At 58.2% G+C, this 26195-nt stretch carries 26 protein-coding genes; 17 read left to right on the top strand and 9 right to left on the bottom strand.

Annotation, left to right across the window (positions count from 1 at the left end; all coding sequences use genetic code 11):
• Positions 1-26 precede the first annotated feature (26 nt).
• From G8764_RS20375 to yjgA, 11 genes are all read left to right on the top strand, one after another.
• Positions 27-1016 (top strand): KpsF/GutQ family sugar-phosphate isomerase, encoded by a 990-nt coding sequence (locus tag G8764_RS20375; RefSeq protein ID WP_207952002.1) that lies wholly within the window; start codon positions 27-29, stop codon positions 1014-1016.
• A gap of 212 nt (positions 1017-1228) precedes the next feature.
• Positions 1229-1834: an LPS export ABC transporter periplasmic protein LptC gene (gene lptC, locus G8764_RS20380; protein WP_166167507.1), complete on the top strand. Its 606-nt coding sequence runs from the start codon at positions 1229-1231 to the stop codon at positions 1832-1834.
• Entirely contained in the window at positions 1818-2396 is a 579-nt protein-coding gene (gene lptA / locus G8764_RS20385; RefSeq protein WP_166167510.1) for a lipopolysaccharide transport periplasmic protein LptA, read from the top strand. The genes lptC and lptA overlap by 17 nt, the downstream gene beginning before the upstream one ends.
• Positions 2397-2429: 33 nt before the next feature.
• Complete coding sequence (lptB, locus tag G8764_RS20390) at positions 2430-3155, top strand: LPS export ABC transporter ATP-binding protein (protein WP_166167513.1); 726 nt, start codon at positions 2430-2432, stop codon at positions 3153-3155.
• A 314-nt stretch (positions 3156-3469) separates the two neighbouring features.
• Positions 3470-5014: an RNA polymerase factor sigma-54 gene (locus tag G8764_RS20395; protein ID WP_166167516.1), complete on the top strand. Its 1545-nt coding sequence runs from the start codon at positions 3470-3472 to the stop codon at positions 5012-5014.
• Between the two features lie 122 nt (positions 5015-5136).
• The gene (hpf, locus tag G8764_RS20400) at positions 5137-5430 is read left to right on the top strand and encodes a ribosome hibernation-promoting factor, HPF/YfiA family (protein WP_166167519.1); all 294 of its coding nucleotides are present in this window, start codon (positions 5137-5139) and stop codon (positions 5428-5430) included.
• A gap of 21 nt (positions 5431-5451) precedes the next feature.
• Complete coding sequence (locus G8764_RS20405; protein ID WP_243748926.1) at positions 5452-5886, top strand: PTS sugar transporter subunit IIA; 435 nt, start codon at positions 5452-5454, stop codon at positions 5884-5886.
• Between the two features lie 93 nt (positions 5887-5979).
• The gene (rapZ, locus tag G8764_RS20410) at positions 5980-6843 is read left to right on the top strand and encodes an RNase adapter RapZ (RefSeq protein WP_166167525.1); all 864 of its coding nucleotides are present in this window, start codon (positions 5980-5982) and stop codon (positions 6841-6843) included.
• 13 nt (positions 6844-6856) lie between these two features.
• Positions 6857-7126 carry an HPr family phosphocarrier protein gene (locus G8764_RS20415; RefSeq protein ID WP_166167528.1) on the top strand — a complete coding sequence of 90 codons (270 nt, stop codon included), beginning with the start codon at positions 6857-6859 and terminating at the stop codon, positions 7124-7126.
• Between the two features lie 139 nt (positions 7127-7265).
• On the top strand, positions 7266-8630 hold the full coding sequence (mgtE, locus tag G8764_RS20420) for a magnesium transporter (RefSeq protein WP_166167531.1): 1365 nt from the start codon (positions 7266-7268) through the stop codon (positions 8628-8630).
• A gap of 18 nt (positions 8631-8648) precedes the next feature.
• Positions 8649-9170, top strand: a complete 522-nt coding sequence (gene yjgA, locus G8764_RS20425) for a ribosome biogenesis factor YjgA (protein ID WP_166167534.1) — start codon at positions 8649-8651, stop codon at positions 9168-9170.
• A gap of 99 nt (positions 9171-9269) precedes the next feature.
• Here the strand turns inward: yjgA and G8764_RS20430 are convergent, their stop codons facing one another.
• From G8764_RS20430 to G8764_RS20455, 6 genes are all read right to left on the bottom strand, one after another.
• Positions 9270-13259, bottom strand: coding sequence for a YhdP family protein (locus tag G8764_RS20430; protein ID WP_166167537.1), 3990 nt, complete (start codon positions 13257-13259; stop codon positions 9270-9272).
• Positions 13260-13265: 6 nt separating this feature from the next.
• Positions 13266-14759: a ribonuclease G gene (rng, locus tag G8764_RS20435; protein ID WP_166167540.1), complete on the bottom strand. Its 1494-nt coding sequence runs from the start codon at positions 14757-14759 to the stop codon at positions 13266-13268.
• Positions 14756-15367 (bottom strand): Maf family protein, encoded by a 612-nt coding sequence (locus G8764_RS20440; protein ID WP_166167543.1) that lies wholly within the window; start codon positions 15365-15367, stop codon positions 14756-14758. The genes rng and G8764_RS20440 overlap by 4 nt, the downstream gene beginning before the upstream one ends.
• A gap of 196 nt (positions 15368-15563) precedes the next feature.
• Complete coding sequence (gene mreD / locus G8764_RS20445) at positions 15564-16052, bottom strand: rod shape-determining protein MreD (RefSeq protein WP_166167546.1); 489 nt, start codon at positions 16050-16052, stop codon at positions 15564-15566.
• 2 nt (positions 16053-16054) lie between these two features.
• Positions 16055-16906 carry a rod shape-determining protein MreC gene (gene mreC, locus G8764_RS20450; RefSeq protein ID WP_166167749.1) on the bottom strand — a complete coding sequence of 284 codons (852 nt, stop codon included), beginning with the start codon at positions 16904-16906 and terminating at the stop codon, positions 16055-16057.
• 75 nt (positions 16907-16981) lie between these two features.
• Positions 16982-18016, bottom strand: a complete 1035-nt coding sequence (locus tag G8764_RS20455; RefSeq protein WP_166167549.1) for a rod shape-determining protein — start codon at positions 18014-18016, stop codon at positions 16982-16984.
• 415 nt (positions 18017-18431) lie between these two features.
• Between G8764_RS20455 and gatC the strand changes: the two genes are divergently transcribed.
• The 5 genes from gatC to cysZ all read left to right on the top strand — a co-directional run bounded on the left by gatC (position 18432) and on the right by cysZ (position 22796).
• Positions 18432-18713, top strand: a complete 282-nt coding sequence (gatC, locus tag G8764_RS20460; protein ID WP_166167552.1) for an Asp-tRNA(Asn)/Glu-tRNA(Gln) amidotransferase subunit GatC — start codon at positions 18432-18434, stop codon at positions 18711-18713.
• Positions 18714-18781: 68 nt separating this feature from the next.
• Complete coding sequence (gatA, locus tag G8764_RS20465) at positions 18782-20236, top strand: Asp-tRNA(Asn)/Glu-tRNA(Gln) amidotransferase subunit GatA (RefSeq protein WP_166167555.1); 1455 nt, start codon at positions 18782-18784, stop codon at positions 20234-20236.
• Between the two features lie 13 nt (positions 20237-20249).
• Complete coding sequence (gatB, locus tag G8764_RS20470; protein WP_166167558.1) at positions 20250-21701, top strand: Asp-tRNA(Asn)/Glu-tRNA(Gln) amidotransferase subunit GatB; 1452 nt, start codon at positions 20250-20252, stop codon at positions 21699-21701.
• A 46-nt stretch (positions 21702-21747) separates the two neighbouring features.
• On the top strand, positions 21748-22044 hold the full coding sequence (locus G8764_RS20475) for a PA4642 family protein (protein WP_166167561.1): 297 nt from the start codon (positions 21748-21750) through the stop codon (positions 22042-22044).
• 17 nt (positions 22045-22061) lie between these two features.
• A complete protein-coding gene (gene cysZ, locus G8764_RS20480) occupies positions 22062-22796 on the top strand; it encodes a sulfate transporter CysZ (RefSeq protein ID WP_166167564.1) in 735 nt (244 codons plus the stop codon).
• Positions 22797-22849: 53 nt separating this feature from the next.
• Here the strand turns inward: cysZ and G8764_RS20485 are convergent, their stop codons facing one another.
• From G8764_RS20485 to rhlB, 3 genes are all read right to left on the bottom strand, one after another.
• Positions 22850-23692 carry an SHOCT domain-containing protein gene (locus G8764_RS20485; protein WP_166167567.1) on the bottom strand — a complete coding sequence of 281 codons (843 nt, stop codon included), beginning with the start codon at positions 23690-23692 and terminating at the stop codon, positions 22850-22852.
• Positions 23693-23941: 249 nt separating this feature from the next.
• A complete protein-coding gene (locus G8764_RS20490) occupies positions 23942-24367 on the bottom strand; it encodes a potassium channel family protein (protein WP_166167570.1) in 426 nt (141 codons plus the stop codon).
• Between the two features lie 154 nt (positions 24368-24521).
• Complete coding sequence (gene rhlB, locus G8764_RS20495; protein ID WP_341806434.1) at positions 24522-25892, bottom strand: ATP-dependent RNA helicase RhlB; 1371 nt, start codon at positions 25890-25892, stop codon at positions 24522-24524.
• Between rhlB and G8764_RS22850 the strand changes: the two genes are divergently transcribed.
• Entirely contained in the window at positions 25873-26163 is a 291-nt protein-coding gene (locus G8764_RS22850) for a hypothetical protein (protein ID WP_279538479.1), read from the top strand. The genes rhlB and G8764_RS22850 overlap by 20 nt on opposite strands.
• Positions 26164-26195: the final 32 nt, after the last annotated feature.

Consider the following 26195-nt stretch of genomic DNA (forward strand, 5'->3'; position numbering starts at 1 on the left):
CAACAGCCAAAAAACACGATAACCGAATGAACATGACCAAGCCCCTGAATAAAGCCCAGCTGCTCAAAGCTGGCAAACGCACCCTCGACATGGAAGCCAGCGCTGTTGCGGCACTGATCGAGCGCATCGACGACAATTTTATCAAAGCCTGCGAGTTAATTCTGGCCTGTCGCGGCCGTGTAATTGTCACCGGCATGGGCAAGTCCGGCCATATTGGCAGCAAGATTGCCGCCACCCTGGCCAGCACCGGTACACCGGCATTTTTCGTACACCCCGGCGAGGCCAGCCACGGCGACCTGGGCATGATCACCCGCGATGACGTGGTAATCGGCATTTCTTATTCCGGCTCTTCGGCCGAACTCATCACCCTGCTGCCGCTGCTCAAGCGCCTCGGGATACCGCTGATCAGTATGGCCGGCAAGACCGAATCACCGCTGGCCCAGGCCGCCGACGTGCAGCTGGACATCAGCATTGAGACCGAGGCTTGCCCGCTCAACCTGGCGCCCACCACCAGCACCACGGCCACCCTGGCCATGGGCGATGCGCTGGCCATTGCCCTGCTGGAGGCCCGCGGCTTCACCGCTGAAGACTTCGCCTTCTCTCACCCCGGCGGCGCACTCGGTCGCAAATTGTTGCTGAAAGTAGAAGATATTATGCACAAGGACACCGAGGTTCCCCGGGTGCGCACCGATACTCCGCTGAGTCGGGCGCTGCTGGAAATGACCGAGAAGGGCTTTGGTATGACCACCATCGTCGACGATCACAATCGTTTGCTGGGGGTATTTACCGACGGCGACTTGCGCCGCAGCGTCGACCAGGGGGTTGACCTGAGCTCCGCCGTTATGAGCCAGGTTATGTCTGCCAACCCCAAAACGGTACACGTCAATCTGCTCGCCGCGGAGGCACTGGGCATCATGGAGGCGCGTAAAATTACCGCCTTGATCGTTGCCAACGACCAGGGCGAACCGGTCGGCGTGGTGCACATGCACGACATATTGCGCGCTGGAGTGGTATAAAATGATACGGTTGCGCGGCCTCGCCGTGCCCGCAAACAGCAAAAAAACCAGCCTTGCGGTGGACGCTCCGCGCACAGGCGCTAAACTCTATCGCTTTACTGGCAGTGGCGACGGCGCGTCGCCAGGAATCGAGCTCCCATGAAAACACACAGCGGGCCCAATCGCCCTCCCGGCCATCACCTCACAGCGCAGCTGCTTCGGGGCAGTCACTGATGTTTAAGAAATGGCTGGCGCCCTTTTTCCTGATCCTCCTGACTACGGTTTTCCTGCTGTTATGGGAGTCACCACCGGAGCGCTTTTTACCTGACGCCCTGTTCGGACAGGCACAACCGCAGACGCCGACCGCCAGTTACCCCACCAATATCCTGGTGAATACCCGCAGCCGGCGCTACGACAGCGAAGGCCAGTTGAGCTCTGTCATTAGCGCCAGCCGCACCCGCTTCTACCAGTCGGTGGCGGGCCAGCCTGCTGTAGCGGAGCGCACCGAGATTGAAAACCCGGATATTACCCTGATCACAATCGGCAGCCCCCCCTGGAAGGCGACTGCTGACAGCGGCCGCACCACCGAAAACGGCCAGGTGGTAGAGCTGATGGACAACGTCAAATTGCGCCAAACCGAAAGCACCGACCGCGCCGTTGAGCTTACCACCACCCATCTGCTGATAAAGCCGGAACAACAATACGCCGAAACCGACAAACCTGTTACTATCCGGTCCGTCAACGATATCACTCACGCCACCGGAATGAGAGCTTATCTGGAGCAGGACAGAATTCAATTGCTGTCCAATGTCAGAGGAATATATGAGCCAAACAGATAGCCAGCAAAGACCTCCAGGCATCGCTTCAGGCAATCCCGCAGCGCGCTGGGGCCAGCTGCTGTCAATCGCCCTGCTGGGACTGATCGGCAGCAGCTGGTGCCCGCCCACCCTGGCTCTGGCCAGCGACCGGCAACAGCCGATCCACATCAGCTCCAACAGCGCCGAGCGCGACGAAAGCAAGGGCATCACCACCTACAGTGGCGCCGTGGAAATCAGCCAGGGCACCCTGCAGATACAGGCCAACAAGGTAGTTATACACAGCGATGGCAATAAAATATCCAGAATCGTCGCCACCGGCTCCCCCGCCAAATACCAGCAAGTGCCGGCGGAAAACAAACAATTGGTGGTGGCTAAAGGTGAAACCATCGAATACCTGATCAGCGACGACAAGCTGCGCCTGATCAGCAAGGCCTCCCTCTACCAGAGTGATGGCACCACCATGACCGGGGACAAGATCAACTACGACATCAAGGCGTCCATCGTCACGGCGGAGAGCGGCAGCACCTCCAGCTCCGACCGCATCCACATGATTATCCCGCCCAAGCCTAAAGACAGCGATTGATCGCCGCAGCCCAATACGAGTAACCCACTACCAATGCCTACCCTACAAGCCTTGCATCTCGCCAAAAGCTACAAAAACCGAAGTGTTGTGCTGGATGTCTCGCTGTCCGTCAATAGCGGCCAAATAGTTGGCCTGCTGGGCCCCAACGGCGCCGGCAAAACCACCTGTTTCTATATGATTGCCGGCCTGGTCGAAGCCGACCGGGGCGAGGTGCTGGTCAACGACAAGGACATTACCCACCTGCCAATGCACGGCCGCGCCCGCGCCGGCATCGGCTACCTGCCCCAGGAAGCGTCGGTGTTTCGCAAGCTAACAGTGGCCCAGAACATTATGGCGATACTGGAAACGCGCAAAAACCTGAGCCGGCAAGACCGGGCCGCCAAGCTCGACCAACTGATGCGGGAATTTCACATCACCCACATCGAGAAAAGCCTGGGCATGGCCCTGTCCGGCGGCGAACGACGCCGGGTTGAAATCGCCCGGGCACTGGCCGCCGACCCCGACTTTATCCTCCTGGATGAACCCTTTGCCGGGGTCGACCCTATTTCGGTCAGCGACATCAAGCACATCATCCACCACCTGAAAGAGCGCGGCATCGGCGTGCTGATTACCGATCACAATGTCCGCGATACCCTCGACATCTGCGAGAAGGCCTACATCGTCAGCGAAGGGCGCATTATTGCCGAAGGCGACTCCAATACTGTTCTCAACAACGAGACCGTCAAAGAGGTTTACCTCGGACACCAATTCAGACTATAGTTAATCCGTAAGCTCGTAGTTAATCTGTAAGCCCGCCAGATGCCGATAAAAGACCCAGCTGACGGGCGTGCACCAGAAACCCAGTCAGCCCGCACGATCATCGTGCCATCTCACGCCGACCCGGAACACCCCTCCTCTCTCTTTTTTACCCTCCCAGCCCTAGCAGGCGGCATAAATCTTGCTTGTTAAAATTGATCAACTCAGCTAACCTGACTACACTCAATATCAGCGGTAATAGCGCGTCAGCGCGCCATATCCACTCATGAGCTGTCCGCTCTGCGGCAGCATCGATGTTTTAAGTAGCCAGATTACGCATGAAGCAGTCGTTACAACTTAAACTTGGTCAACAACTGACCATGACCCCCCAGCTGCAGCAGGCCATTCGCCTGCTGCAGCTCTCCACACTTGATTTACAGGCCGAAATCCAGGAAGCCCTCGACTCCAACCCGATGCTGGAAATCACCGATGAGGAACACGGCGACGGCGAGCAGGCCAACGGCAGCAATGGGGCGGAAGATAGCGGCGCCACAACCACTGGCGACTCCCAGGCCCTCAACAGCGCCGAAAGTGATGATATTCGAGCCCGCAACGAAAGTGCTGATAACAGCAACGACAGCACCAGCACTGACAGCGACTGGTCGGACTCCATTCCGGAAGACCTGCCGGTAGACACCAGCTGGGACGACATCTACCAGACAGCTCCCAGCGGCACTGGCCTGGCGGCACCGGAGCAGGACGATGCCGATTACGACTCCCGACGCAGCGCCAACGATTCCCTCCAGGGCCATTTGATGTGGCAATTAAACCTGACCCCCATGTCCGATCGCGACCAGGTCATCGCCATGGCAATTATCGACGGGATCGAAGATTCCGGCCTGCTGGGGACCAGCCTGGATGAGATTTTCGAAGGCCTGGCCACCGAACTGGACGACCTGGAGCTCGACGAAGTGGTCGCCGTATTGCACCGCATCCAGCAATTTGATCCCCCCGGAGTCGCCGCCCGGGACCTCAGCGACTGCCTGCTGATACAACTGCGGCAACTGCCAGCCAATACCCCGGCGCTGGGCGATGCCAAGCTTATAGTCAGCCAATACCTGGCCCTGCTGGGCAGCCGTGACTACAAGCAGCTGATGCGCAAGGCCAAGCTAAAGGAGTCGGAGCTGCGCAATGCCATCGCCCTGATCCAGGCGCTCAACCCCCGCCCGGGAGACCAGATCTACAGCGGTGAGACCGAATACATCGTGCCTGACGTATTTGTAGCCAAGCAGGAAGGCCGCTGGGTGGTGAACCTGAACCCTGACATCGCCCCTAAAATCCGCATCAATGACACCTATGCGTCGATGGTCAAGCGCGCTGATACCAGCAGTGACAACACTTTCTTGCGCGATAACCTGCAAGAGGCACGCTGGTTCCTGAAGAGCCTGCAAAGCCGCAACGAGACACTGCTCAAGGTCGCCACCTGTATTGTCGAGAAACAGCGCGGCTTCCTGGATTTTGGCGCCGAGGGGATGAAGCCGCTGGTGCTGCACGACGTCGCCGAAGTGGTGGGCATGCACGAGTCAACCATCTCCCGGGTCACTACGCAGAAGTTTATGCATACGCCCCAGGGCATTTTCGAGCTCAAGTACTTTTTCTCGAGCCACGTCAGCACCGATTCCGGCGGCGAGTGCTCTTCGACCGCAATTCGCGCTATCATCAAGAAGCTGGTGGCTGCCGAGAATGCCCGCAAGCCGCTCAGCGACAGCAAAATTACCACCTTGCTGGCCGACCAGGGCATCAAGGTGGCCCGGCGCACCATTGCCAAATACCGCGAGTCGCTGGGCATCCCGGCCTCCAACGAACGCAAACGACTGGTGTAGCGGGAGGCCAACATTCACCCACAGCAGGGTTTGCCAGTAGAAACCAAAGAATTTGCACGCCAGCACAGGTTTTCACCCGGTTTTCTTCACAACCGGTTTTTTCACGACAAGAGGAAAAGTAGATGCAAATCAACATAAGTGGACATCACATTGACCTGACTCCTGCCATCAAAACCTACGTTACCAGCAAGCTCGAAAGACTCGAAAAGCACCATGACCGAATAACCAGTACCAACGTGATACTATCTGTTGATAAACTACGCCAGAAGGCAGAAGCCTCTATTCATGTGAGCGGAAAGGATTTCTTTGCCAACTGCGAGTCGGAAGACCTCTACGCGGCAATAGACTTACTTGCGGACAAGTTGGACCGCCAGCTCATTAAGTACAAAGAAAAGATGAGAAATCACCACCGCTAACTTATGGAAGTCAAATCATTTTTGTCTCAACATCGCACTGCTTGCGATGTTGAGGCACAGAGTAAAAAACGCGCTCTGCAAATCCTTTCGCAGCTGATTACCGAAGACCTGCCGGAGCTCGACCCGGATGAGGTCTTTATGAGCATGACCGCCCGCGAGCGGCTCGGCTCGACTGGGCTTGGCAAGGGCGTTGCTATTCCACACTGCCGGCTGAAAAGCTGCACCCAGGCGGTTGCGGCGCTGATGCAATTGCACAACGGCATCGATTATGACGCCATCGACGGCGAACCGGTCGACCTGGTGTTCGCACTGATGGTGCCCGAAGACTCACACGACACACACCTGCAGGTGCTGGCCGCGCTGGTGGAGCGGCTCAACCAGCCGGACTACCTGCAGGCGATTCGCGCAGCCAAGGATCAAGAGGCGCTCTACCAGGCAGCCATCAGTCTCGATTAAAGCGCGCTGCTTCACAATTTTGTAACCCGAGGCCCGTAATGTACCTGGTAGCTTTTATGACCACTCCCTTAACGCCAACGGTGGCCTGATACCATGCGCTTAGTTGTCATCAGTGGGCGCTCCGGCTCTGGCAAAAGTACCGCCCTGCATGTGCTGGAGGACGTCGGCTTCAATTGCATCGACAACTTGCCCGCCTCCCTGCTGCCGGCACTGGTACAGCAGCTGGAACTCAACCCCAACAACCAGAATCTCGCCGTCAGTATCGACGCCCGCAACACCTGGCAAGACCTGCAACAATTTCCCGAGCTGTTGAGTCAATCCAAAATCCCCGGGCTCAAATGCGAGGTACTGTTTCTCGACGCCAACAGCGCCAGGTTGATCCAGCGCTTCAGCGAAACCCGTCGCAAGCACCCGCTCAGTGATCGCCGCACCGACCTCAAGGAGGCCATTGCACTAGAGCGCGAGTTCCTCGACCCCATCGCCAATTACGCCGACTTGACCATCGACACCAGCAATTTGACCCTGCATCAGCTCAGGGACATTGTCAAACAGAGGATTGTCGGCAATGACGTACCGGGTATGGCACTGCTGTTCAAGTCCTTCGGTTTCAAGCATGGAATCCCGGTAGATGTGGACCTGGTCTTTGACGTCCGCTGCCTGCCCAACCCCTATTGGAAGCCGGAGTTGCGAGCCTACAGCGGCCAGGACCAGCCGGTGATCGAGTTTCTTGAGGCGCACCAGGATGTGGCAGATATGGTCGAAGACATCAACAAATACCTGCGCCGCTGGCTGCCCGAATTCAGTGCCAACAACCGCAGCTATTTCACTGTTGCCATCGGCTGCACCGGCGGCCAGCACCGCTCGGTCTATATCTGTGAAAAACTCTACAGCCAACTCAAGGGCCTGTTCCCCAATACCCAGTTGCGCCACCGCGAGCTGAACAAACAAAAACTATAAGACAAGGTACTGCATGCAATCCAACACCGTGACGATTATCAACAAGCTAGGCCTGCACGCCCGCGCCGCGGCTAAATTCGCCACCACCGCCGGGCGCTTTGCCAGCCAGATCAAAGTCGGCCTGAACGGCAAAAAAGTTGACGCCAAGAGCGTCATGTCACTGATGTTGCTGGCCGCCAACAAGGGCACCAATATCGAGCTGGAAGTGGAGGGCAGTGACGAACAGGAAGCGATGGATGCCATCGTCGCACTGATCAACAACCGCTTTGATGAGGCCGAATAGCCTCACACCCGCCAGCACAGCCATTCGCCCGATCGGTAGACCAGGTTAAATCAACCCCGACCTGCCCCTCGCTACCTTTTTACCCCGCGCCTCAGTAGAATACCGACTCCCGCGTCTCACCACCAATGGGCCTGTGCACATGGCAACAAACACCGAAGAGTTACTCGACCTTACCCAGGCCCACCTCGGTGAAATCAAAGAGGCACTTGGTAGCGGCACCTTTCAACAGGTGCGGCGCCTGCTCAACGGTTTGCGGCCGGTTGAAATAGCCCACCTGCTGGAATCCTCACCGGCACCAACGCGCAATATTCTCTGGCAACTGATCGACAGCGAGCAGGAAGGTGAAGTCCTGCAGGAACTGTCGGAAGATGTGCAGGGGCAAATACTGCGACGGATGGAAACCGCCAAGGTGGTCGAGATCACCGAAGGCCTGGATATCGACGATATCGCCGATATTCTGCAGCAGCTGCCCGACCGGGTTATCCAGGAAGTCCTGTCCGCCATGGACGCCCAGGACCGCTCGCGAGTAGAGAAGGTGCTGTCCTACGACGAGGACACCGCCGGCGGCATGATGGATACCGACACCATCACCATCCGTGCCGACCTGACCCTGGATGTGGTGATGCGCTACCTGCGCCGTCACGATGAGCTGCCCAGCTCCACCGACAACCTGATTGTCGTCAATCGCAAGGATGAGTTTGTGGGCCTGCTGCCCCTGACCAAGCTGCTCACCTCGTCCCCCAATATCACCGTTCGGGAAATCATGCAGACCGACGTGGAGGCAATCCCCGCCACACTCTCCGACAGCAAGGTGGCCAGCCTGTTTGAGAAGCACGACTGGATCTCGGCACCGGTTGTCGACGAAGGCGGCAAGGTCGTGGGCCGGATCACCATCGATGACGTGGTTGACGTGATTATGGAAGACGCCGACCACTCCCTGATGAGCATGGCGGGCCTGGACGAGGAGGAGGACACCTTCGCCACGGTTGCCCGGACCACCCCGCGCCGGGCCGTGTGGCTGGGGGTCAACCTGCTGACCGCGATCATTGCCTCCGCTGTGATCAACATTTACCAGGATACCATCGACAAGGTTGTCGCCCTGGCGGTGCTGATGCCCATTGTGGCCAGCATGGGCGGTGTTGCCGGCAGCCAGACCCTGACTGTGGTCATTCGCGGTATGGCACTGGGCCAGATTGGCCGCAACAACATCAGCTGGTTATTGAGCCGGGAAGTTCTGGTGGGGCTGCTCAACGGACTGCTGTGGGCCCTGGTTATGGCGGTAATTGCCGGGCTCTGGTTTAATGATTACACCATTTCCTTTATCATCGCCGCCGCACTGATCATCAATCTGCTGACGGCGGCCGTCGCCGGAGCCCTGTTACCCATCACCCTGCGCAGCTTGAACATAGATCCCGCGCTGGCAGGCAGCGTAGCGTTGACCACCATTACCGATGTGATAGGTTTTTTTGCCTTTCTCGGCCTGGCCACTTACTTTTACATTTAGCGAGCAACTGTACCTTTCATGTCAAATTTTGATTTACCCCCAGAGGACGAGCCTGAAAACCAACCCCCTTCGCGCACCGCCGTCAAACGGGAAATGGAAGCCCTGCAAAAGCTGGGCACCGAAATTGTCGAGCTGAGCAACAAGTACATTGCCCGCATTCCGCTGGAAGGCAAGCTGGAGGAAGCGATTCTACAGGCCCGCACCATGAAACACCGGGAGGGGCGGCGGCGCCAATTGCAGTATATCGGCAAGCTGATGCGCCAGGCCGAGAACCTGGATGCCATCCGCGAGGCCTATGAAAAAGTACTGGCCATTGGCCAGGAGCACAACAAGTTTCTGCACCTGACCGAAAAGTGGCGCGACCGGCTGATCACCGACGAAGGCGATGCCCTGCAAAGCTTTATCGACGAGTACCCGCAAGCCGAGATCCAGTACTTGCGCCAGCTTATTCGCAATGCCCAGAAAGAAAGCAAACAGAACAAGCCCCCTGCCAGTGCCCGCAAACTGTTCCGCTACCTGCGCGAGCTGATCGAGGCCTGAACCTCATTCCCCAGCAGCTGTCCTGGCATAACGGCCAGGCTGATTCACACCAGCCCGGAGCTCGTCGCAAGTGACTTAACCATCTAGTCCGACAGGCTCCTAGGGCGCCCCCGACTCAGCAGCATCGCTATCTGTGCGACTCTCCTTGCTGGCTTTTTCCGCGGCCTTGTTATCAAACAGCTTGTCGAAGCTGATTTTCGGATCGGACCAGGGGCCCTCCATGCGGTAGCTGAGACTGGCAACCTTATCCATCTGCTTTTCAAAGATCTTGCTGGCCAGGTAGACACCCGCCGCCGCCGGTAGCCCGGCAATCAACGCGGTCAGGAAGGTGGCATTGCCCCCCACCGGCAGGGTCGCCACCAGGGACGTATCGAGCGTTTCATCCACCAGGTTGATGCGCCCGCCCATCTGCATTTTTGACGAAGTATTGCTAACCTCAATGGGTTGCGTGAGATGCATAATGCCCTCCGCGAAGCGCATCTTGCCATCGATCTTTTCAAACGGCATACCGCCCTTGTAAACATCGGAGAAATCCAGCTGCAAACGCCGGGTCCAGCTGTCAAAGTTAAACAGGCCAACCAGGCGCAGGAAGGCGCTGCTGGCCTGTCCGGTGCTTTGATAGAAGCGACCATCGCGAATATCCAGCTGCAAATCCCCCTGCAGCGTATTCACCGCAAACATGGCTGGTGAACCCTGCCAATTGAGCGCCGCGTCCATGTTAATGGATTTGCTTTCCAGCAGCCGTGGCAACTGCCAGGCATCGGTAACATCCACCAGGTTGCGCCCGCGCAAGACGCCCTTGAAAGTTGTTGCCTCCCCGGCTGCGGTTTTTTGCCAAAACAGCTCGGCGCCTTTTTGCTTTGCCTGGCCAGCCCCGGCCGGCCCCTGGCCTTGCAATGTTACATCCGCGCCGCCAACGGCCACATGGCGGATAACGCCCTGGATATCGCTGACCAGCAACCCCCCCTCCATGGGCCGCAGATTCAGGGACCACTGGCCATACTCCTCAGCGTTGACACGCAGCTCCTGCACCCGAATTTTCAGCGCCTGCAGCTCGGACGGGTCAATATCCGCCAATGGGTCGCGCCGGGTGGCACCCTCCGGCGGCGGTGTTGCCCCGTCGGCATCAGCCAGCTGCCAGCGCAAGTAATCCAGGTCGATTTCCGGTACTCGCTGGTCATTATATAGCCGCAGCTTGCCCGCCACCTTGTCATTAGCGAGGCGGATAGACCAGCCGTCGTCCACCTGGCCGCCCCCGAACAGGGTTTTCGGCAGTTCCAAATCGCCCCATTTAAACACCCCTACACTGGCATCGAGGTGCAGTAACGGCCCGGGCTTAGCCTGCTCTGTGGGCGCCGCGGCACTTTCCCGCAGAGGTTGCAGCTGCTCGCCCAATTGGCCATAGCGCTCAAGCACCGGCAACCACTCACTGCCATTAAGCAGCGGCAAACTACCCGTCACCCAGATTCCACCGCTGCGGCTGGCCATCGCCTGGCCCAGGCTGATAGTCCCATAAAGAGTCTCATCCCGCGGAATGTCGAGATTGGCAAACAGCTGTTGGTTGTAGTCCAGGTGCAGCGAAAAACCATCGCTATCGATGGGCAAATCAATATTTAATGGTCGTCGATCGTTTTTACTTTTACCAAAGGGCGCCGGTAAATCTATAGCCACACCGCGCAAATCTGTGCCGGCGCGCAACTGCGCCTTGTCACCACTGAGCGATATGGCCCCGCTAACCGCTGCCCTCCCCTCCAGAAACAATATTTCCGGACGCCGGCTCCAGGCGGCCAGATCGGCAAAGTTCAGGTTGCCCTTGAATTTAACGTCGGTAGTGCGTTTGCCCGCCGCCACGGATTGAATTTCCGCCTCCAGTACCTCCCCCCAAAGGGAGCCGGTGAGCTGCTCGGAGACCAATCCCTGTGCCGAGGTATAGGCCAGGCTGCCATTGATTTCAGTGAAAGTTAAATTGACCGGGGCCAACTCCAATGCGGCATTGTCCAGCTCGACATGCACCTTCTGCCGGTGCCCGGGCTGCTCGGCCGCAAGGGGAATATCGAGCTCCAGTTCAGCCTTGATATCGCCGACCACCTGCCAGTCGTCGAACACCGGCCCCACCTGTTGTCGCAATGGCGTACCTGTCAGCACCTGCAGGCCGGCCGCGGCCGCGCCGCTGGCAGCACCCCGAACCTGCAGCAACGGCCCCTCACCGCGGGGGTTCTGTGCCACCACCACGCTGGTAGCGGCCAGCTGTGTACCGAGGAATTCGCCGCTGTCTATCCAGCCCTCCACAACCGGGGCATCCATTTGCAGAAAGCCGGAAAAATCCACCAGCTCCGGCCAGTCCGGGTGAAAAGCCAGGCTGGCGTTGTCGACGTTCATGGCCAATTGAATGGCCATGGGTTTACGCGGTTCTTCTTCCTCGCGTTTGCCTACATACCCCTGCAGCACAAATCCGGCACTGGGCAACGCGCCTTTTATCACCGCCTGGTTTACCCAGGATTCGACGTTGTCGGGCACCAGGAATGGCATCAGTTGACCGCGGTCAATTGCCTTGCCAGAGGTCAAACCCAACTGCAGAATCAGCTCACTCAGGCGCGAATTCCTTTGCAACGGCGCATCCAGGTAGAAGTAGCCGTGGATCGACCCCAGATCCCCCTGCATGGAAAGCAGGCCACTATTGACCAGTACCTGATTGCTATCCGGTAGAATCTGCCAGCCAACCTCGCCGCTGGCGGAGCTGAACTGAAACGGCAGCCGGTAAATCAGGGGAAAGTGCATCAGAAAAACATCGCGACTGTAAATCTGTACCTTACCCGCCCGGGCGCTGGCCTCGACGTAACCATCCAGGCCCTCCACCTGTGGCGCACCCTTCCAGTCATTGACGGCCCCCTGGCGCAAGTTGGCGCGCAACTTGAAGTCCGCCGGCGCTGCCAGTGGCAGGCTGACATGCACTTTGGCTAACTCGCCCCTGACATTCAATTCCGCCAGAATTCCCTGCAGTTTCTCTCCGGCGATGGGACTTTGGCGCAAGCGCTCCAGCCAGTAGCCGAGATCCAGCCGCGACGCCTGCAAGGTGATGTCGGGCAGGCCAAATTGCCCCTGCACAAGCATGTCGAAGGGCTCGCTCTGGTGCGGCTGCCAATCCACCTGGACTTGCTGCAGTCCCAGCGACCAACCGGCCTGCGGGTGCCAGCGGCCGTTCATGGCAGCACTGACAGCCCCCGGCAGACTACCCTCCTGCGGTTGCTGGCGAGCGAAACCGACTGTGCCGGTAAAGGTCACCGCCTGGTCATAGGCCGCCTGCATCCACAAGCGGGTCGACAGCCGGCCGTCGCGCACACCTTCAAACGCGGCCACTTCCTCCGATGCCAGCGCCACCGAGCCAACCAGGGGAAAGTCATCGAGGGCGAGATAGCCCTGCCCGGAAAAGCCCTTGCGGCCAGGCAGGCCGCGGCCCTCGTAGACGAACCGCAACGCATCCGCCTGCTCCGGCAAATCCAGTTCGGCCGTCAAACGATGGAATCGAGAGTCGTTTTGCAGCAGCAAGCTGGTCAGGTCCAGATTGGTCTCACGCCCACTGCGCAGGTGAAATGCCAATTTGATATCGTCAAACTGGACAAAACTGGATAACAATAACAGTTCCAGCGGATCCAGCTGAAACGGCTTGCTGCGGTCGGCCGCCTTGAAACCGGCGAGGCTCCAGCGGCCGTCTTCCGCCTGGACCAGTATGGCATCCACCGCATCGACTTCGAGCCGCTGCAAGCGCCAATTCATCTCCCAAAGAGAACGCAGCAGGTCCAGCTTCGCTACCGCACGACCGACCTGCAGCACTTTGGTATCGGCATCCACGGTAATGACCAGGTCTTCAAAGCTGAGCTCCGGGCTCAAGCCTTTCCAGCTGGCGCTAATATGCCCGACCGCTACTGCCTGCCCCACTTGCCGGGACAGGTAAAACTCGACGTCCTCCCGCCACTGGGAAATCTGCGGCAACATCTGGCGGCCCAACTCGATCAGTAGTGCCAGGCCAATCAGCAGCGTAGCCAGTGCTCCCCAAAAGAGCCTTAAGCCCAGCTTGAGGTGCCGGATCATCGCCGCCTACACCAAAATAATGTCATACTGTTCCTGGCTGTAAATGCTTTCTACTTGAAACTGGATGGTGCAGCTGATGAACACCTCGAGGTCGGCAACGTTGGCCGATTCTTCATCCAGCAGCCGGTCGATCACCACTTGCGAGGCCAGCACCAGAAATTTTTCATTGTTGTAAGCCCGCGCCTCGCGCAGAATTTCACGAAAAATTTCGTAGCACACCGTTTCCGCCGACTTCAGGGTGCCGCGCCCGTCGCACACCGGACAGGGCTCGCACATTACCTGCTCCAGTGACTCGCGGGTGCGCTTGCGCGTCATTTCCACCAGGCCGAGTTCAGACACCCCAGTGATCGAAGTCTTGGCGTGGTCCCGTTCCATCATTTTTTCCAGGGTCCGCAACACCTGGCGCTGATGCTCCTCGTCTTTCATATCGATAAAGTCGAGAATGATAATGCCGCCGATATTGCGCAAGCGCAGCTGCCTGGCAATCGCTGTGGCGGCTTCGAGATTGGTTTTGAAAATGGTTTCTTCCAAATTGCGGTGGCCGACAAAAGCGCCGGTATTGACATCGACGGTGGTCATTGCCTCGGTCTGCTCGATCACCAGATGGCCGCCGGACTTGAGATCCACCTTGCGCTCCAGCGCCTTTTGGATTTCATCCTCCACGTTGTACAGCTCGAACAGGGGCCGCTCGCCGGGGTAATGCTCAATCAATGGCACCACTTCTGGCGCGTACTTCTCGGCAAAACGCACCATCTTGGCAAACACTTCGCGGGAGTCCACCCGCACCTTTTCAGTGTGGGGTTTAACCGAGTCACGCAGGGTGCGCATAAACAGCGGTAAATCCTCGTGAATAACAGTCCCCATCGCTGCACTGTCTATTTTTTCCTGCAATTCCTTCCACATCTGGTACAGGAAGGGAACATCGGCACACAGCTCGTCACCCTGTACGCCTTCGGCCACCGTGCGAATAATAAAACCGCCGCCGGCGAGAATATCCCCGGGCTGGTCGATGCAGGAAGCGACCTTGTCCTCCACCAGTTTTTTCAGGCGGTTGCGTTCTTCTTCCTGTTCAATACGGGTCGAAATACCGATATGGCGAGTGTAGGGCATATAGACCAGGTAGCGACCGGACACCGACAAGTGCGTGGTCAGGCGAGCGCCCTTGTTGCCGATCGGGTCCTTCACGACCTGCACCACCAGCGCCTGGCCTTCGCGCACCACCCGGCGAATATCCACCACTTCCGCCTGCCGATCCTCCATGCCATCGGCGTCCAGCGGGGCGATATCCGAGGCGTGAATAAATCCCGCTCGCGCCAAGCCTATTTCCACAAAAGCCGCTTGCATCCCGGGCAGCACCCGCACCACCTTGCCTTTGAAAATATTGCCGACATAGCCCTTGCGCTGGGTCCTTTCAATGGACACCTCTTGCAACATACCGTTTTCTATCAGGGCAGTGCGAGTCTCCGTCGGCGACGCATTGACCAGTAATTCTTCGCTCATTCCAAGATTCCTGTGTGCGGGTCGCGCCAATAAGCGACCCCGTGCTGCTCTAGTAATTGCCTGGTTTGCGCCAGGGGCAAGCCCACCACGGCGCTGTAGCTGCCGGCGATATGTTCAACAAACACGGCCGCCAGCCCCTGGATAGCATAGCCAGCCGCCTTGTCGGCGGGCTCGCCGGTTTGCCAATAGCGGGTCGCGGCCTGCTTATCAATAGTGCCGAATGTCACCAGCGTTTCTGCCAGCAAGCAGTCCTGGCCTGAACCGGAACAGATAGACACCGCCGTCAATATCCGGTGCTGACGCCCCGACATAGCCTGTAGCATGGCGATGCCGTGGTCGCGGTCGCGCGGTTTTTCCAGTACCTTGCCGTCCATCTCACCGACCGTATCCGCGCCCAGTACCGGCCGCTCCGGCAGACCGCGAGCGAGGCACAGCTGTCGACCCGCCGCTGCCTTTTCCCGGGCGAGGCGCTGAACGTAGACGGCGGGGGACTCTTCGGGAGCTTGTTGCTCGGGTACATCGACGCTGATCACTTTATGTAAGACACCAATTTGCTGCAGTAATTCGCGGCGACGTGGTGACTGGGATGCCAGATAGAGGTCGAACATGGGCGCTGTTAAATTTTTTGTGGCGACAGTGGAAGAGGATTGTAACCGGTATTAACCCGTCTGTGCGGCGAATTGCTGGCAAGCGGACGATTTAGGAACTCTCCGCCCCGCTCACCCTGGCAGCAGGACTAGTGTAGTGCCTCGTATAACGTGTACATTCAGCAAGCCGCTAAAGGGCCAGATACGAGGCACTACACTAGCTAACACGCTGCCCGATGCGCAGCCGTTCCAGCAGCACCCAGAGCAGAGGCCAGAGCAGGGCACTGCTAAGCGCCGGCAATAAAAATACCAGCGACCTGGCCGCGCTGCCATTCAGGCTGTGCACCCAGTTGCCAATCAACTGGTAGAGACCGATAAAAATAAACACGAAAAACGACTGGTGCCAGAGGCGGTAATTACGCACCCGCTGATAGGACAACAGACACAAATAGGCAATTACCATCAGACCCAGGGAATGTTGGCCGAGACTGGCGCCCAGCAGAATATCCAGCAGACAACCGAAGCACCAGATCATCAGGATGCTGATCTGCTCGGGCATGACCAGCACCCAGTAGATCACCAACAGCGGCAGCAACGCCGGCCGCCACCAGGCCAGCTCCGGAGCCAGCGGGTAAATCGCTGTCAACAAACCAACGCAGTAGGTCAGGGGGATAATAAAGCGATTGTGGGCTTCCGCGGCCACCATACCTAATTCCCGCCAGCGCTGTCTTCAACCGGGATTTCACCGCTAAACACCAGCAGGACATGACGACTGCGATTCAATTGCGCCTGTGGCCTGGCCGTTACCCGGGCAAAGGGCTCGCCCGGATCCCGCTCCACCTCGATCACTTCCGCCACCGGGTAACCGACGGGAAAGAGCTGCCCCAAACCGGAACTGACCAGCAGGTCGCCAACCCGGATATCGACGGTATTGGAAAGGTGGCGGATATTCAGCCGATGAAAATCACCGATGCCCTCAACCACAGTCCGGACGCCATTTCGGTTCACCTGTACCGGTAGTGCATGGGTGGAATCGGTGATCAATAGTACCTGCGAGGAGTAGCGACTCACCTCCACCACCTGCCCCATCAGTCCGGCGGCATCGAGCAGTGGCTGACCGACATAGACACCGTCACTGGCGCCCTTGTTGATGATAACCCGGTGCACCAGCGGATCCGGCGAGACGCCGATCAACTCGGCCACCAGCACCCGGTCCGTGACCATGGCCGTGGAGTTCAGCAGCTCGCGCAAGCGCACATTTTCCGCCGCGAGTACAGCCATTTGCTGTAACTTGCGCTCGTGGATCAATAGCTGGGCGCGCATACTGGCGTTTTCTTCTACCAGACTACTGCGACTCCTGATGCCCTCCTGGCCCCACTCAAGCACCGTACGGGGCAAATCCACCAGCCAGTAGAGCGGTGCACTGACGTTACCAAGCCGCGCCCGCACAGGCGCCAGCAGGTCGGTAAAGACGCTGAGCAGGATAAGCACGAGGGCAACAACGGCAAAGCTCATCACCCTGGAGGCGGCCGAAGTTCCTTTGCGAAAGAGCGGCTTGATGAATTGGCCTCCTAACTTAAAGCGCGAAAGCGCGGATCACACCAGGTGCCGCGCTACCGGTAAACCGCCGCCGGGTTAACTGGAGAGCAGATCGATACTGCGGCGATCCATCATTTCCATGGCCTTGCCACCGCCGCGCGCCACACAGGTGAGGGGGTCCTCCGCCACAATCACCGGCAGGCCGGTTTCCTCGGAGATCAAGCGGTCGATATCCCGCAGCAGCGCGCCGCCGCCGGTCAGGACAATGCCGCTCTCAGCAATATCGGAAGCCAATTCCGGGGGCGACTGCTCAAGCGCGCTTTTGACCGACTGCACGATGCCCGACAGGGGTTCCTGCAGCGCCTCCAGGATTTCGTCGCTGTTAAGAGTGAAAGCCCGCGGCACCCCTTCCGCCAGGTTGCGGCCGCGCACATCGATTTCCCGCAACTCGCTGCCGGCAAAGGCGCAGCCAATCTCCTGTTTGATACGCTCGGCCGTAGCATCACCGATTACACTGCCGTAGTTGCGCCGCACGTAATTGACGATGGCCTCATCGAAGCGGTCACCGCCGACCCGGACCGAATCCGAATAGACTATGCCGTTGAGTGAAATAATGGCGATTTCCGTAGTTCCACCACCGATATCCACCACCATGGAGCCACTGGCCTCTTCGGTTCTGAGGCCGGCACCGATTGCCGCGGCCATAGGCTCCTCGATCAGGCGCACTTCCCGCGCACCGGCGCCGAGGGCTGATTCGCGAATTGCACGTTTCTCCACTTCCGTGGAGAGACACGGCACACAGACCAGGACTCGCGGGCTGGGCTGAAACCAGCTGTTTTCATGCACCTTTTTAATAAAATGCTGGAGCATTTTTTCGGTGACCTGAAAATCGGCGATTACGCCATCCTTGAGCGGCCGAATGGCGGTAATATTGCCGGGAGTACGTCCCAACATTCGCTTTGCCTCGATACCCACCGCCTCAACAATTTTTTGGCCATTATGGTGGCGAATTGCAACGACCGATGGCTCATCGAGAACTATGCCCCGGTCGCGCACATAAATCAGCGTATTGGCAGTGCCGAGATCAATAGATAGATCATTGGAGAATACTCCACGAAGGCGTTTTAACATGTATTTGATTACACCTTGTTACTTAATTTGGGTGATAATAATTTGTGTGACGATAGTTTTTCGTGACGACAAAAATACGGTTGGGTATCCGACGGCGCACAGGCCTTATTAATAGCCTGCGATCTGCACTTCGATTTGAATCTGCACTCAGCCACTCAATTTATTCTCAAAATCCGCTTTGGGGCTGGAAAATCGCCGCTCTGTCGGCCACTTCGCCGGAGAAAAACCGACAGTGTCCCATAAATCAGCGAACTCTATCAACGGCAGGCATTTAGGGCAAGGTGCAAATATGGTAACTTTAGCGCCCTGATTCACAAGCAGCGGATATTGGCCGCCGATTCGGCCCCTATTCGACCCCTGCCAGCTCCGTAAATGGAGCTGGCGGGACAGGTAATTATCAAGACGGAGATACAGATTGGATCGTTCAGAAATAGCCAAACTGGCGCAACTGGCACGCATAGAGATTTCTTCCTCCACCGTGGATGAAGTCGCGAAGAGCATCGGCGACGTGCTGGCCCTGGTTGATCAATTGCAGGCGGCCGACACCGAGGGTGTTGCCCCGATGGCCCATCCGCTGGATGCGGTGCAAACGCTGCGCGCCGATGTTGTCAGCGAGAGCGACCAGAGAGAATTATTCCAGTCCATAGCCCCGGCCGCCGAACAGGGGCTCTACCTGGTACCCAAAGTGATTGAGTAACCCCCGCGCCAAACCCCGACCCCCCAGGGGCACTCAATACCATCGACCTAATGCAGGAACAGGCATACATGCATACATTAACCATTGCCGAGCAAATTAAGGGCTTGCGCAACAAGGACTATTCCAGCCGGGAGTTGACCCGGCACTACCTCGATCGCATCGCCCGGCTGGACGCCAACTACAACAGCTTTGTGACCGTTACCGAGGCTATCGCCCTGAACCAGGCTGAGGCCGCCGATGCGCGCCTGGCCGCAGGCAATGCCCCGGCCCTGTGCGGCATTCCACTGGCCCACAAGGATATCTTTTGCACTGCGGGAGTACGCACCAGCTGCGGCTCAAAGATGCTGGATAACTTTATCGCCCCCTACGATGCCACCGTAGTGGCCAACTACCGCCGCGACGGCGCGGTTATGCTCGGCAAGGTCAACATGGATGAATTCGCCATGGGCTCCTCCAATGAAACCAGCTATTACGGCCCGGTAAAGAACCCCTGGGATACTCGCTGTGTCCCCGGCGGCTCCTCCGGTGGCTCGGCGGCGGCGGTGGCCGCCCACCTGGCGCCCGGCGCAACCGCGACCGACACCGGCGGCTCGATTCGCCAGCCGGCCAGCCTCTGCGGCCTGACCGGGCTCAAGCCCACCTACGGGCGGGTTTCGCGCTGGGGCATGATAGCCTTTGCCTCCAGTCTCGACCAGGCCGGCACCCTGACCCGCACCGCGGAAGATTCGGCGATCATGCTCAACGTCATGGCCAGCTACGACGCCAAAGACTCCACCTGTGTCGACGCCGCCATCCCCGATTACACCGCGACCCTGGACCGGCGGCTCGACGGCCTCAAAATTGGCGTTCCCAAAGAGTACTTTGGCGAGGGCCTGCACCCCGAAGTAGCCGCCCATGTACAAGCGGCGATCGCGGAGTACCAGAAGCTCGGCGCCAGTGTGCGGGAGATCAGCCTGCCCCACACTCACTTGGCCGTGCCTGCCTACTATGTAATTGCCCCGGCCGAATGCTCCGCCAACCTGTCGCGCTTCGACGGCGTGCGCTACGGCTACCGCTGTGAAGACCCCAAAGACCTCGACGACCTCTACCGGCGCTCCCGCGGCGAAGCCTTTGGCGACGAGGTCAAACGCCGCATCCTGGTGGGCGCCTACGCCCTCTCCGCCGGCTACTACGACGCCTATTACCGCAAGGCACAGCAGGTCCGGCGCCTGATCAAGCAGGACTTCGTCGAAGCCTTCACCGAGGTTGACGTGATTATGGGGCCGACCGCCACTGCACCAGCCTTTGAGTTCGGCGCCAAAGGCAACGACCCGGTCGCCATGTACCTGGAAGACATCTACACCATTGCCACCAACCTGGCGGGTTTGCCCGGCCTGTCGATCCCCTGTGGCCTGGTAGACAACAAGCCAGTGGGACTGCAGTTGATCGGCAATTATTTTGCCGAGGCCGAACTGCTGAACGCAGCACACCAGTTTCAGCTGGCCACCGACCATCACCAACTCGCTGCACCCGGCATCGAATAGAGACTTATTATTTATGGAATGGGAAACCGTTATCGGCCTGGAAGTGCATGTGCAACTGGCCACCAACAGCAAAATTTTTTCCGGTGCCAGCACCGCTTACGGGGCGGCGCCCAACACCCAGGCCTGCGCCATAGACCTGGCTCTGCCCGGCACCCTGCCGAGCCCCAACGAACAGGCCTTTCGCTACGCCATCATGTTTGGCCTGGCCATCGATGCCGAGATCGGCAAGCGATCGGTATTTGAACGCAAAAACTACTTCTACCCCGACCTGCCCAAAGGCTACCAGACCACCCAGCTGGAAAGCCCCATTGTCGGCCGCGGCCACGTCGAGATTCTGCTGGCCGACGGCAGCAGCAAGTCGATCCGCATCCACCACGCCCACCTGGAAGAGGACGCTGGCAAATCCCTGCACGAAGACTTCCACGGCATGTCCGGCATCGACCTCAATCGCGCCGGCACCCCGCTGATCGAAATCGTGTCCGAGCCGGATATGCGCAATTCCGCTGAGGCGGTGGCCTTTGCCCGCAAACTGCACTCCATCGTCACCTCGCTGGGTATTTGCGACGGTGAAATGTCGCAGGGTTCCATGCGTTTTGATGTCAACGTCTCCGTGCGCCCCAAAGGCAGCGAGGAATTCGGCACCCGCACGGAAACCAAAAACCTCAACTCATTCAAGTTTATGGAAGAGGCCATCGCGCTGGAAGTGGAGCGCCAGATCGAGCTGATCGAAGACGGCGGCAAGGTCATCCAGGAGACCCGCCTCTATAACGGTGACACACGCACGGCGCGCTCCATGCGCAGCAAGGAAGAAGCCAACGACTACCGCTACTTCCCCTGCCCCGATTTGCTGCCGGTGGTGTTCGAGGACGACTACATCGACAGTATTCGCCAGCAGCTGCCAGAACTGCCGGACGCGCGCCAGCAGCGCTTTATGGACAGCTACAAACTATCCGCCTACGACGCCGACATCCTCAGTGCAGACGCCGATACCGCCCGCTTTTTTGAGGCAACTGTGGCCGCCTGCCAGGACGCCAAGCTGGCCGCCAACTGGGTGATGGGCGAGGTTTCCGCCCACCTCAACAATGACGAGAAGTCGATCAGGGACTGCCCGGTTAGCGCCGAACATCTGGCCGGCCTGATCAACCGCATCAAGGACAACACCATTTCCAACAAGATTGCCAAGCAGGTGTTCGAATCCATGTGGCAAGGTGAATGTGATGCCGACACTATCATCGAAGCCAAGGGCCTCAAGCAAATGTCCGACAGCGGCGAACTGGAAAAAATCGTCGCCGACGTCATTGCCGCTAACCCCGCTATGGTGGAAGACTGGCTAGCGGCGGACGAAAGCAAGCGCAAGAAAAAAATGGGCGGCTTTATGGGCCCCATTATGAAGGCGACCAAGGGCCAGGCTAACCCGGGGCTGGCCAACCAGATCCTCAGCAAAAAGCTGAATGCCTTGCTGTAACCTTATTTCACACCAATGACAGACAAAGAGTAGACAGAGATAAACCATGGCACTAAAAAAAGACAAGCAAAAAGTACTCGGCGAAGTGTTTGATGACGCGCGCATCAAGACCTTCCTGGAAAACGAACCCTATGGCGGCGCGAATGCCGATTACCACGTATTGGAAAAAGCCTATCGCGGTATGAAAGCCGAAAACTTCGCCACCTTTGTGGAATTTTTCCAGGCCGAGGGGCGGGACATTAACGCCACCAACAGCGCCGGCCAAACCCTGTTGCAAGTAGTACAGGAGCACCGCCTGGCTGAAGAATACATCGCCATCCTGAAAGCGGCCGGGGCCAAATAAAGGCGGGCTATAACAGCATGAGACCCAACACCCCCGCTACGGGAGTAAACTATTTCAGTCGAGGCGCCCAGCTTATCCTGCGGCCGGAGCTGCGCTGGTTTGTGGTGGTACCGATTCTCATCAACCTGGTCCTGTTTGTGGTTGCCACCGCCATCCTGATCCAGCAATTTGGCATCGCCATGGACTGGCTGCTGGGCACCTTGCCCGAGTGGCTGGAATTTCTGGCCTGGATTCTCTGGGTCTTGTTTGCGGCAGTCATCCTGCTGGTCTACGGCTACAGTTTCAGCCTGGTAACCAACCTGCTGGCGGCGCCCTTCTACGGTATCCTGGCGGAGAAAGCCGAGATCCTGATCAGCGGCAGCGGCCCGCCGGACGAATCCCTGGCCAGCATGATACCGCGCACCCTGGGCAGGGAGCTGGTAAAACTCTGGTACTTTGTCTGGCGCGGGTTGCTACTGGCGCTACTGATGCTGGTGCTGTCGTTTATTCCGCTGCTCAACATTGTGGTGCCGGTGATCGGCTTTATTTGGGGCGCCTGGAGCATGGCGATCCAGTACACCGATTACGCCGCCGACAACAACCAGTTAAGTTTTCGGGAGACCCGACGACGCCTGGCCGCGAGTAAATACTCCAGCCTCAGCCTTGGCGGCCTGGTGATGCTCGGCACCATGTTGCCGCTGGCCAATATTTTCGTAATGCCTATCGCCGTGGTGGCCGGTACCGCATTCTGGGTGGACGAGCTGAAAAAATAATGCCGGACGCAAAGCGCCCGGCATTATCACCACTACCAAAACATTGCCAAAGTCTACAGACGGCTCAGCAATTCATTTTTCTTCGAGTAAAACTCATCATCGGTGAGGGCGCCGGCGCTGTGCAGGCTGGCCAGCTTTTCAATCAATGACAAAATCTCGTTCGCCGAGGCCGATGACCGCGGCTGCCCCGAGCTGTTCTGGTCGAAGTTGTTCGATCCCGAATTGTTCGACAGCGGCTGGCCAGACTGGGACTGGTTTTGGGATGCCGGGGGTGGCGCATTATTTTGTGAATTTGATGCCGACTGGTTAGAGGACGGCGCGGCAAAATTGGTCTGCGGCGCCGGCGGCAGGCCCTTACCGGAAACAATTGGCAGGCTGCTGACCGAGACGGTACCGTATTGACTGCTAAAGGTGAGCGAGGTGTTGCCGCCCTGCTGCTGGCTGACCCCGCCGATCTGGTGATCGAGAGTGTCATACACCGTGACTGCACCGTTCAGCTCCACCGCCAGCCGGTTGGGAAAAATCGCGTAGCGAATATTGTTCTGCGAACCGCTACTGAAGGGGCTGCCCAGATCTTGTGGCCACCATTGGTTGCTGCCCGGAGTACCCCGCGGAACAGGCGGAAACACCTGCATATTGGCCAGGCCATTGGCCAGCTCGTTGCAGAGGTTATCCACGGTCATTTTCAGGCCGTAGTTGAACATATCGCCTACCATGGTCATGCCACCGCGCATCCACTGGCCGGAACCACCCAGCTCGGGGCAGTTAAACTGCGCCATGGTGCCACCGCCATTATTAACGGCTACAAGCATATGAATGACTGCCGCCTGGCTGAGGTTATAGCGTTGGGCAATGTCGTTAACCAGATTGAGGCCTTCCGGGGTGAGGTTTTGCATAATAATTCCTAAAATATCAAAAGCGGTCAGAGCGACCGGAGCCAGCGCCTGTACATTCAGGCGAGCTGGAAACTGCAGATTGTCAGAGGTGTCTGGATTGGCTGTAAATAAACCCGGTGTAAATGGCGTAATTAAAGAAGCAAGCTGAACAAATTGACAGGGCCGTTCAGTATACTCTTGTGGCGGCGAAACACCATGTAATTAATCCCATTGGAATCATTCGTACGCCATTTTTTGCCCCCACCAGGGCTAACCCCGGTCCCAGTAGCGCTGCATCTCGTAGTACAGGAACGAGGCGGTCCAGGTGATCAGCAGCAGCCCGGTCAGCGACTCCAGCCCGACCAGGTGGCGAATATGGCCGTGGGGGACGATATCGCCGATTCCGAGGGTAGTGTATGAGGTGAAAGAAAAATAAATACAGTCCCAAATGGTGCCGCTATAGTTGCCAGTCAAATAGCCCCAATCCTCGAAGCGGGGTAAAAAGTAGTAGGCCACCGCAAACAAAAAGATCTCGATACTGTGGGCCAGCAGGCCGCCGAAGACACCGTAGACAATGCGAAACCGGTGCCGGATTCTCATCTTGGGTATGGCTTTGGAAATGCGGTACAAGAACTCGTAATGAATCAACACCGCCAGGGCGATGATCGCGATATTAACCAGGGCAACGAGAGGCATTAACAATCCCCAGCGGCTTTTAGCTTGGAGTAACTCGGGTTAGAAAGCGCCAGTGCCGGGCATGCACTGTTCACCGGGCATAAGCCTCAGGTCACACACGGGCCTGGACCGCGCGATACTGCTTCAGCCTACTGGTGGCGAAGCGGCCTCTCGCTTACCTGCGCCGGGGCGGCCGGCGCCGGGAATCGGTTCTCGGCCGGCGCTCGTCGTCGGCAGTTTTTTTCCGCGGTGCCATGGGTGGTGGCGATGCCAACAACTCCAGCGGCGGCTGCTCGCACTTGAGCGGTTGCCCGAGAATTTTCTGGATAGGTTCCAGCCGAAAGGCGTCGTCTTCGCAGGCAAAACTGATCGAGGTACCGGTTTTTCCAGCTCGGCCTGTGCGCCCGATGCGGTGCACATAGTCCTCCGGCTCTTCCGGCAGGGTGAAGTTCACCACATGGCTGATGCCGTCAATATGAATACCGCGGCCCGCTACATCGGTGGCCACCAGGACTTTGAGGCTGCGATCCTTAAACCCGTCCAGCGTCTTCACCCTGCGATTCTGGGCGATCTCCCCGGACAGCAGGCCGGCTTTAAAGCCGTGGCGCTCCAGCTTTTCATGCAGGCGCCGGCACTCGTCCCGCCGGTTGGCAAACACGATCAGGCTCTCGACATCGTCCTGCAACAGGATATTGTACAACAGGGTGTATTTTTCTTCCGTCGAGGACAGATAGACATGCTGGTCGACACTGTCCGTGGCAATACTTTCAGGCTCGATCTCCACCCGCCGCGGGTCGTCTGTCCACTGCTCCGCCAGGCTCAGCACATCAGGGGTGAAGGTGGCAGAGAACAGCAATGTCTGGCGATGGGTCTTTTTCGGGGTCTGGCGAATAATGCGTTTGACCTGGGGTATAAAGCCCATATCGAGCATGCGATCGGCTTCGTCGATCACCAACACCTCGATCTGGTCCAGGTACACATCCTGGTTGCCACAAAAATCCAGCAGGCGCCCCGGCGTTGCCACCAGAATATCCACTAACTCGTCGTGCAGGTGACGCTGCTGCTTGGCGTAATCCATGCCTCCCACCAGGGTGTGAACCTTAAGATCGGTGTACTTGGTCAAGGACTTGGCGTCTTCCGCGATCTGCAACACCAACTCGCGGGTGGGCGCGATAATCAGTGCCCGCGCTTCACCGGCGTAACGATCGGCTTCAATCGGGTGTTTGATCAGGTCATCAATAACCGACAGCAAAAAGGCCGCGGTTTTCCCCGTGCCGGTCTGCGCCTTGCCCACCATATCGTGACCATTGAGCGTATGCGGCAGGGATTGCGCCTGGATGGGTGAGCAGTATTCAAAGCCGAGGTCGGCAATGGCGTGCATTACGGAATCGGGTAAATCCAGGTCGTGAAAGCGGGTTTTACCCTCCTGGGGCGCCACCTTAAACTCATTCAGGGACCATTCAACGGCTTCGGGCTGGCGCTCTCTGGCCGAGGGACCGCGCTTGCCGCCACGGGGGCGCCGGGTTTTGGATGGGTTCCCCTTCACCGCAGCATTGCCTGCAGGTGCACTTCCCTTAGGTGAATTGGACTTGGTTGCATTGGCCTTGGGGCTCCTGGCGCTGGTGGAGTTTGCTGCCTCGCCTCTCGCGGCACCGGTTTTACCGGACGCCTGGCTGCGGCCACCCGCTGGCCTGGGTTTACTGGGGGAACTGGAGAAGGGTTTGCCAGCCGATTTCTCAGCGCCTGAAAGCTTGCGAAATAAATTGCCTATCAAAGTACGACTCATTTATAAATTGTTCAAATTCAAGCCAGTATAACACCCCTCGGAGAAATAGTCCGGTGCCGGGCT

The sequence above is a fragment of the Pseudomaricurvus alcaniphilus genome, assembly GCF_011440395.1.
Classification (GTDB): Bacteria; Pseudomonadota; Gammaproteobacteria; order Pseudomonadales; family Cellvibrionaceae; genus Pseudomaricurvus; species Pseudomaricurvus alcaniphilus.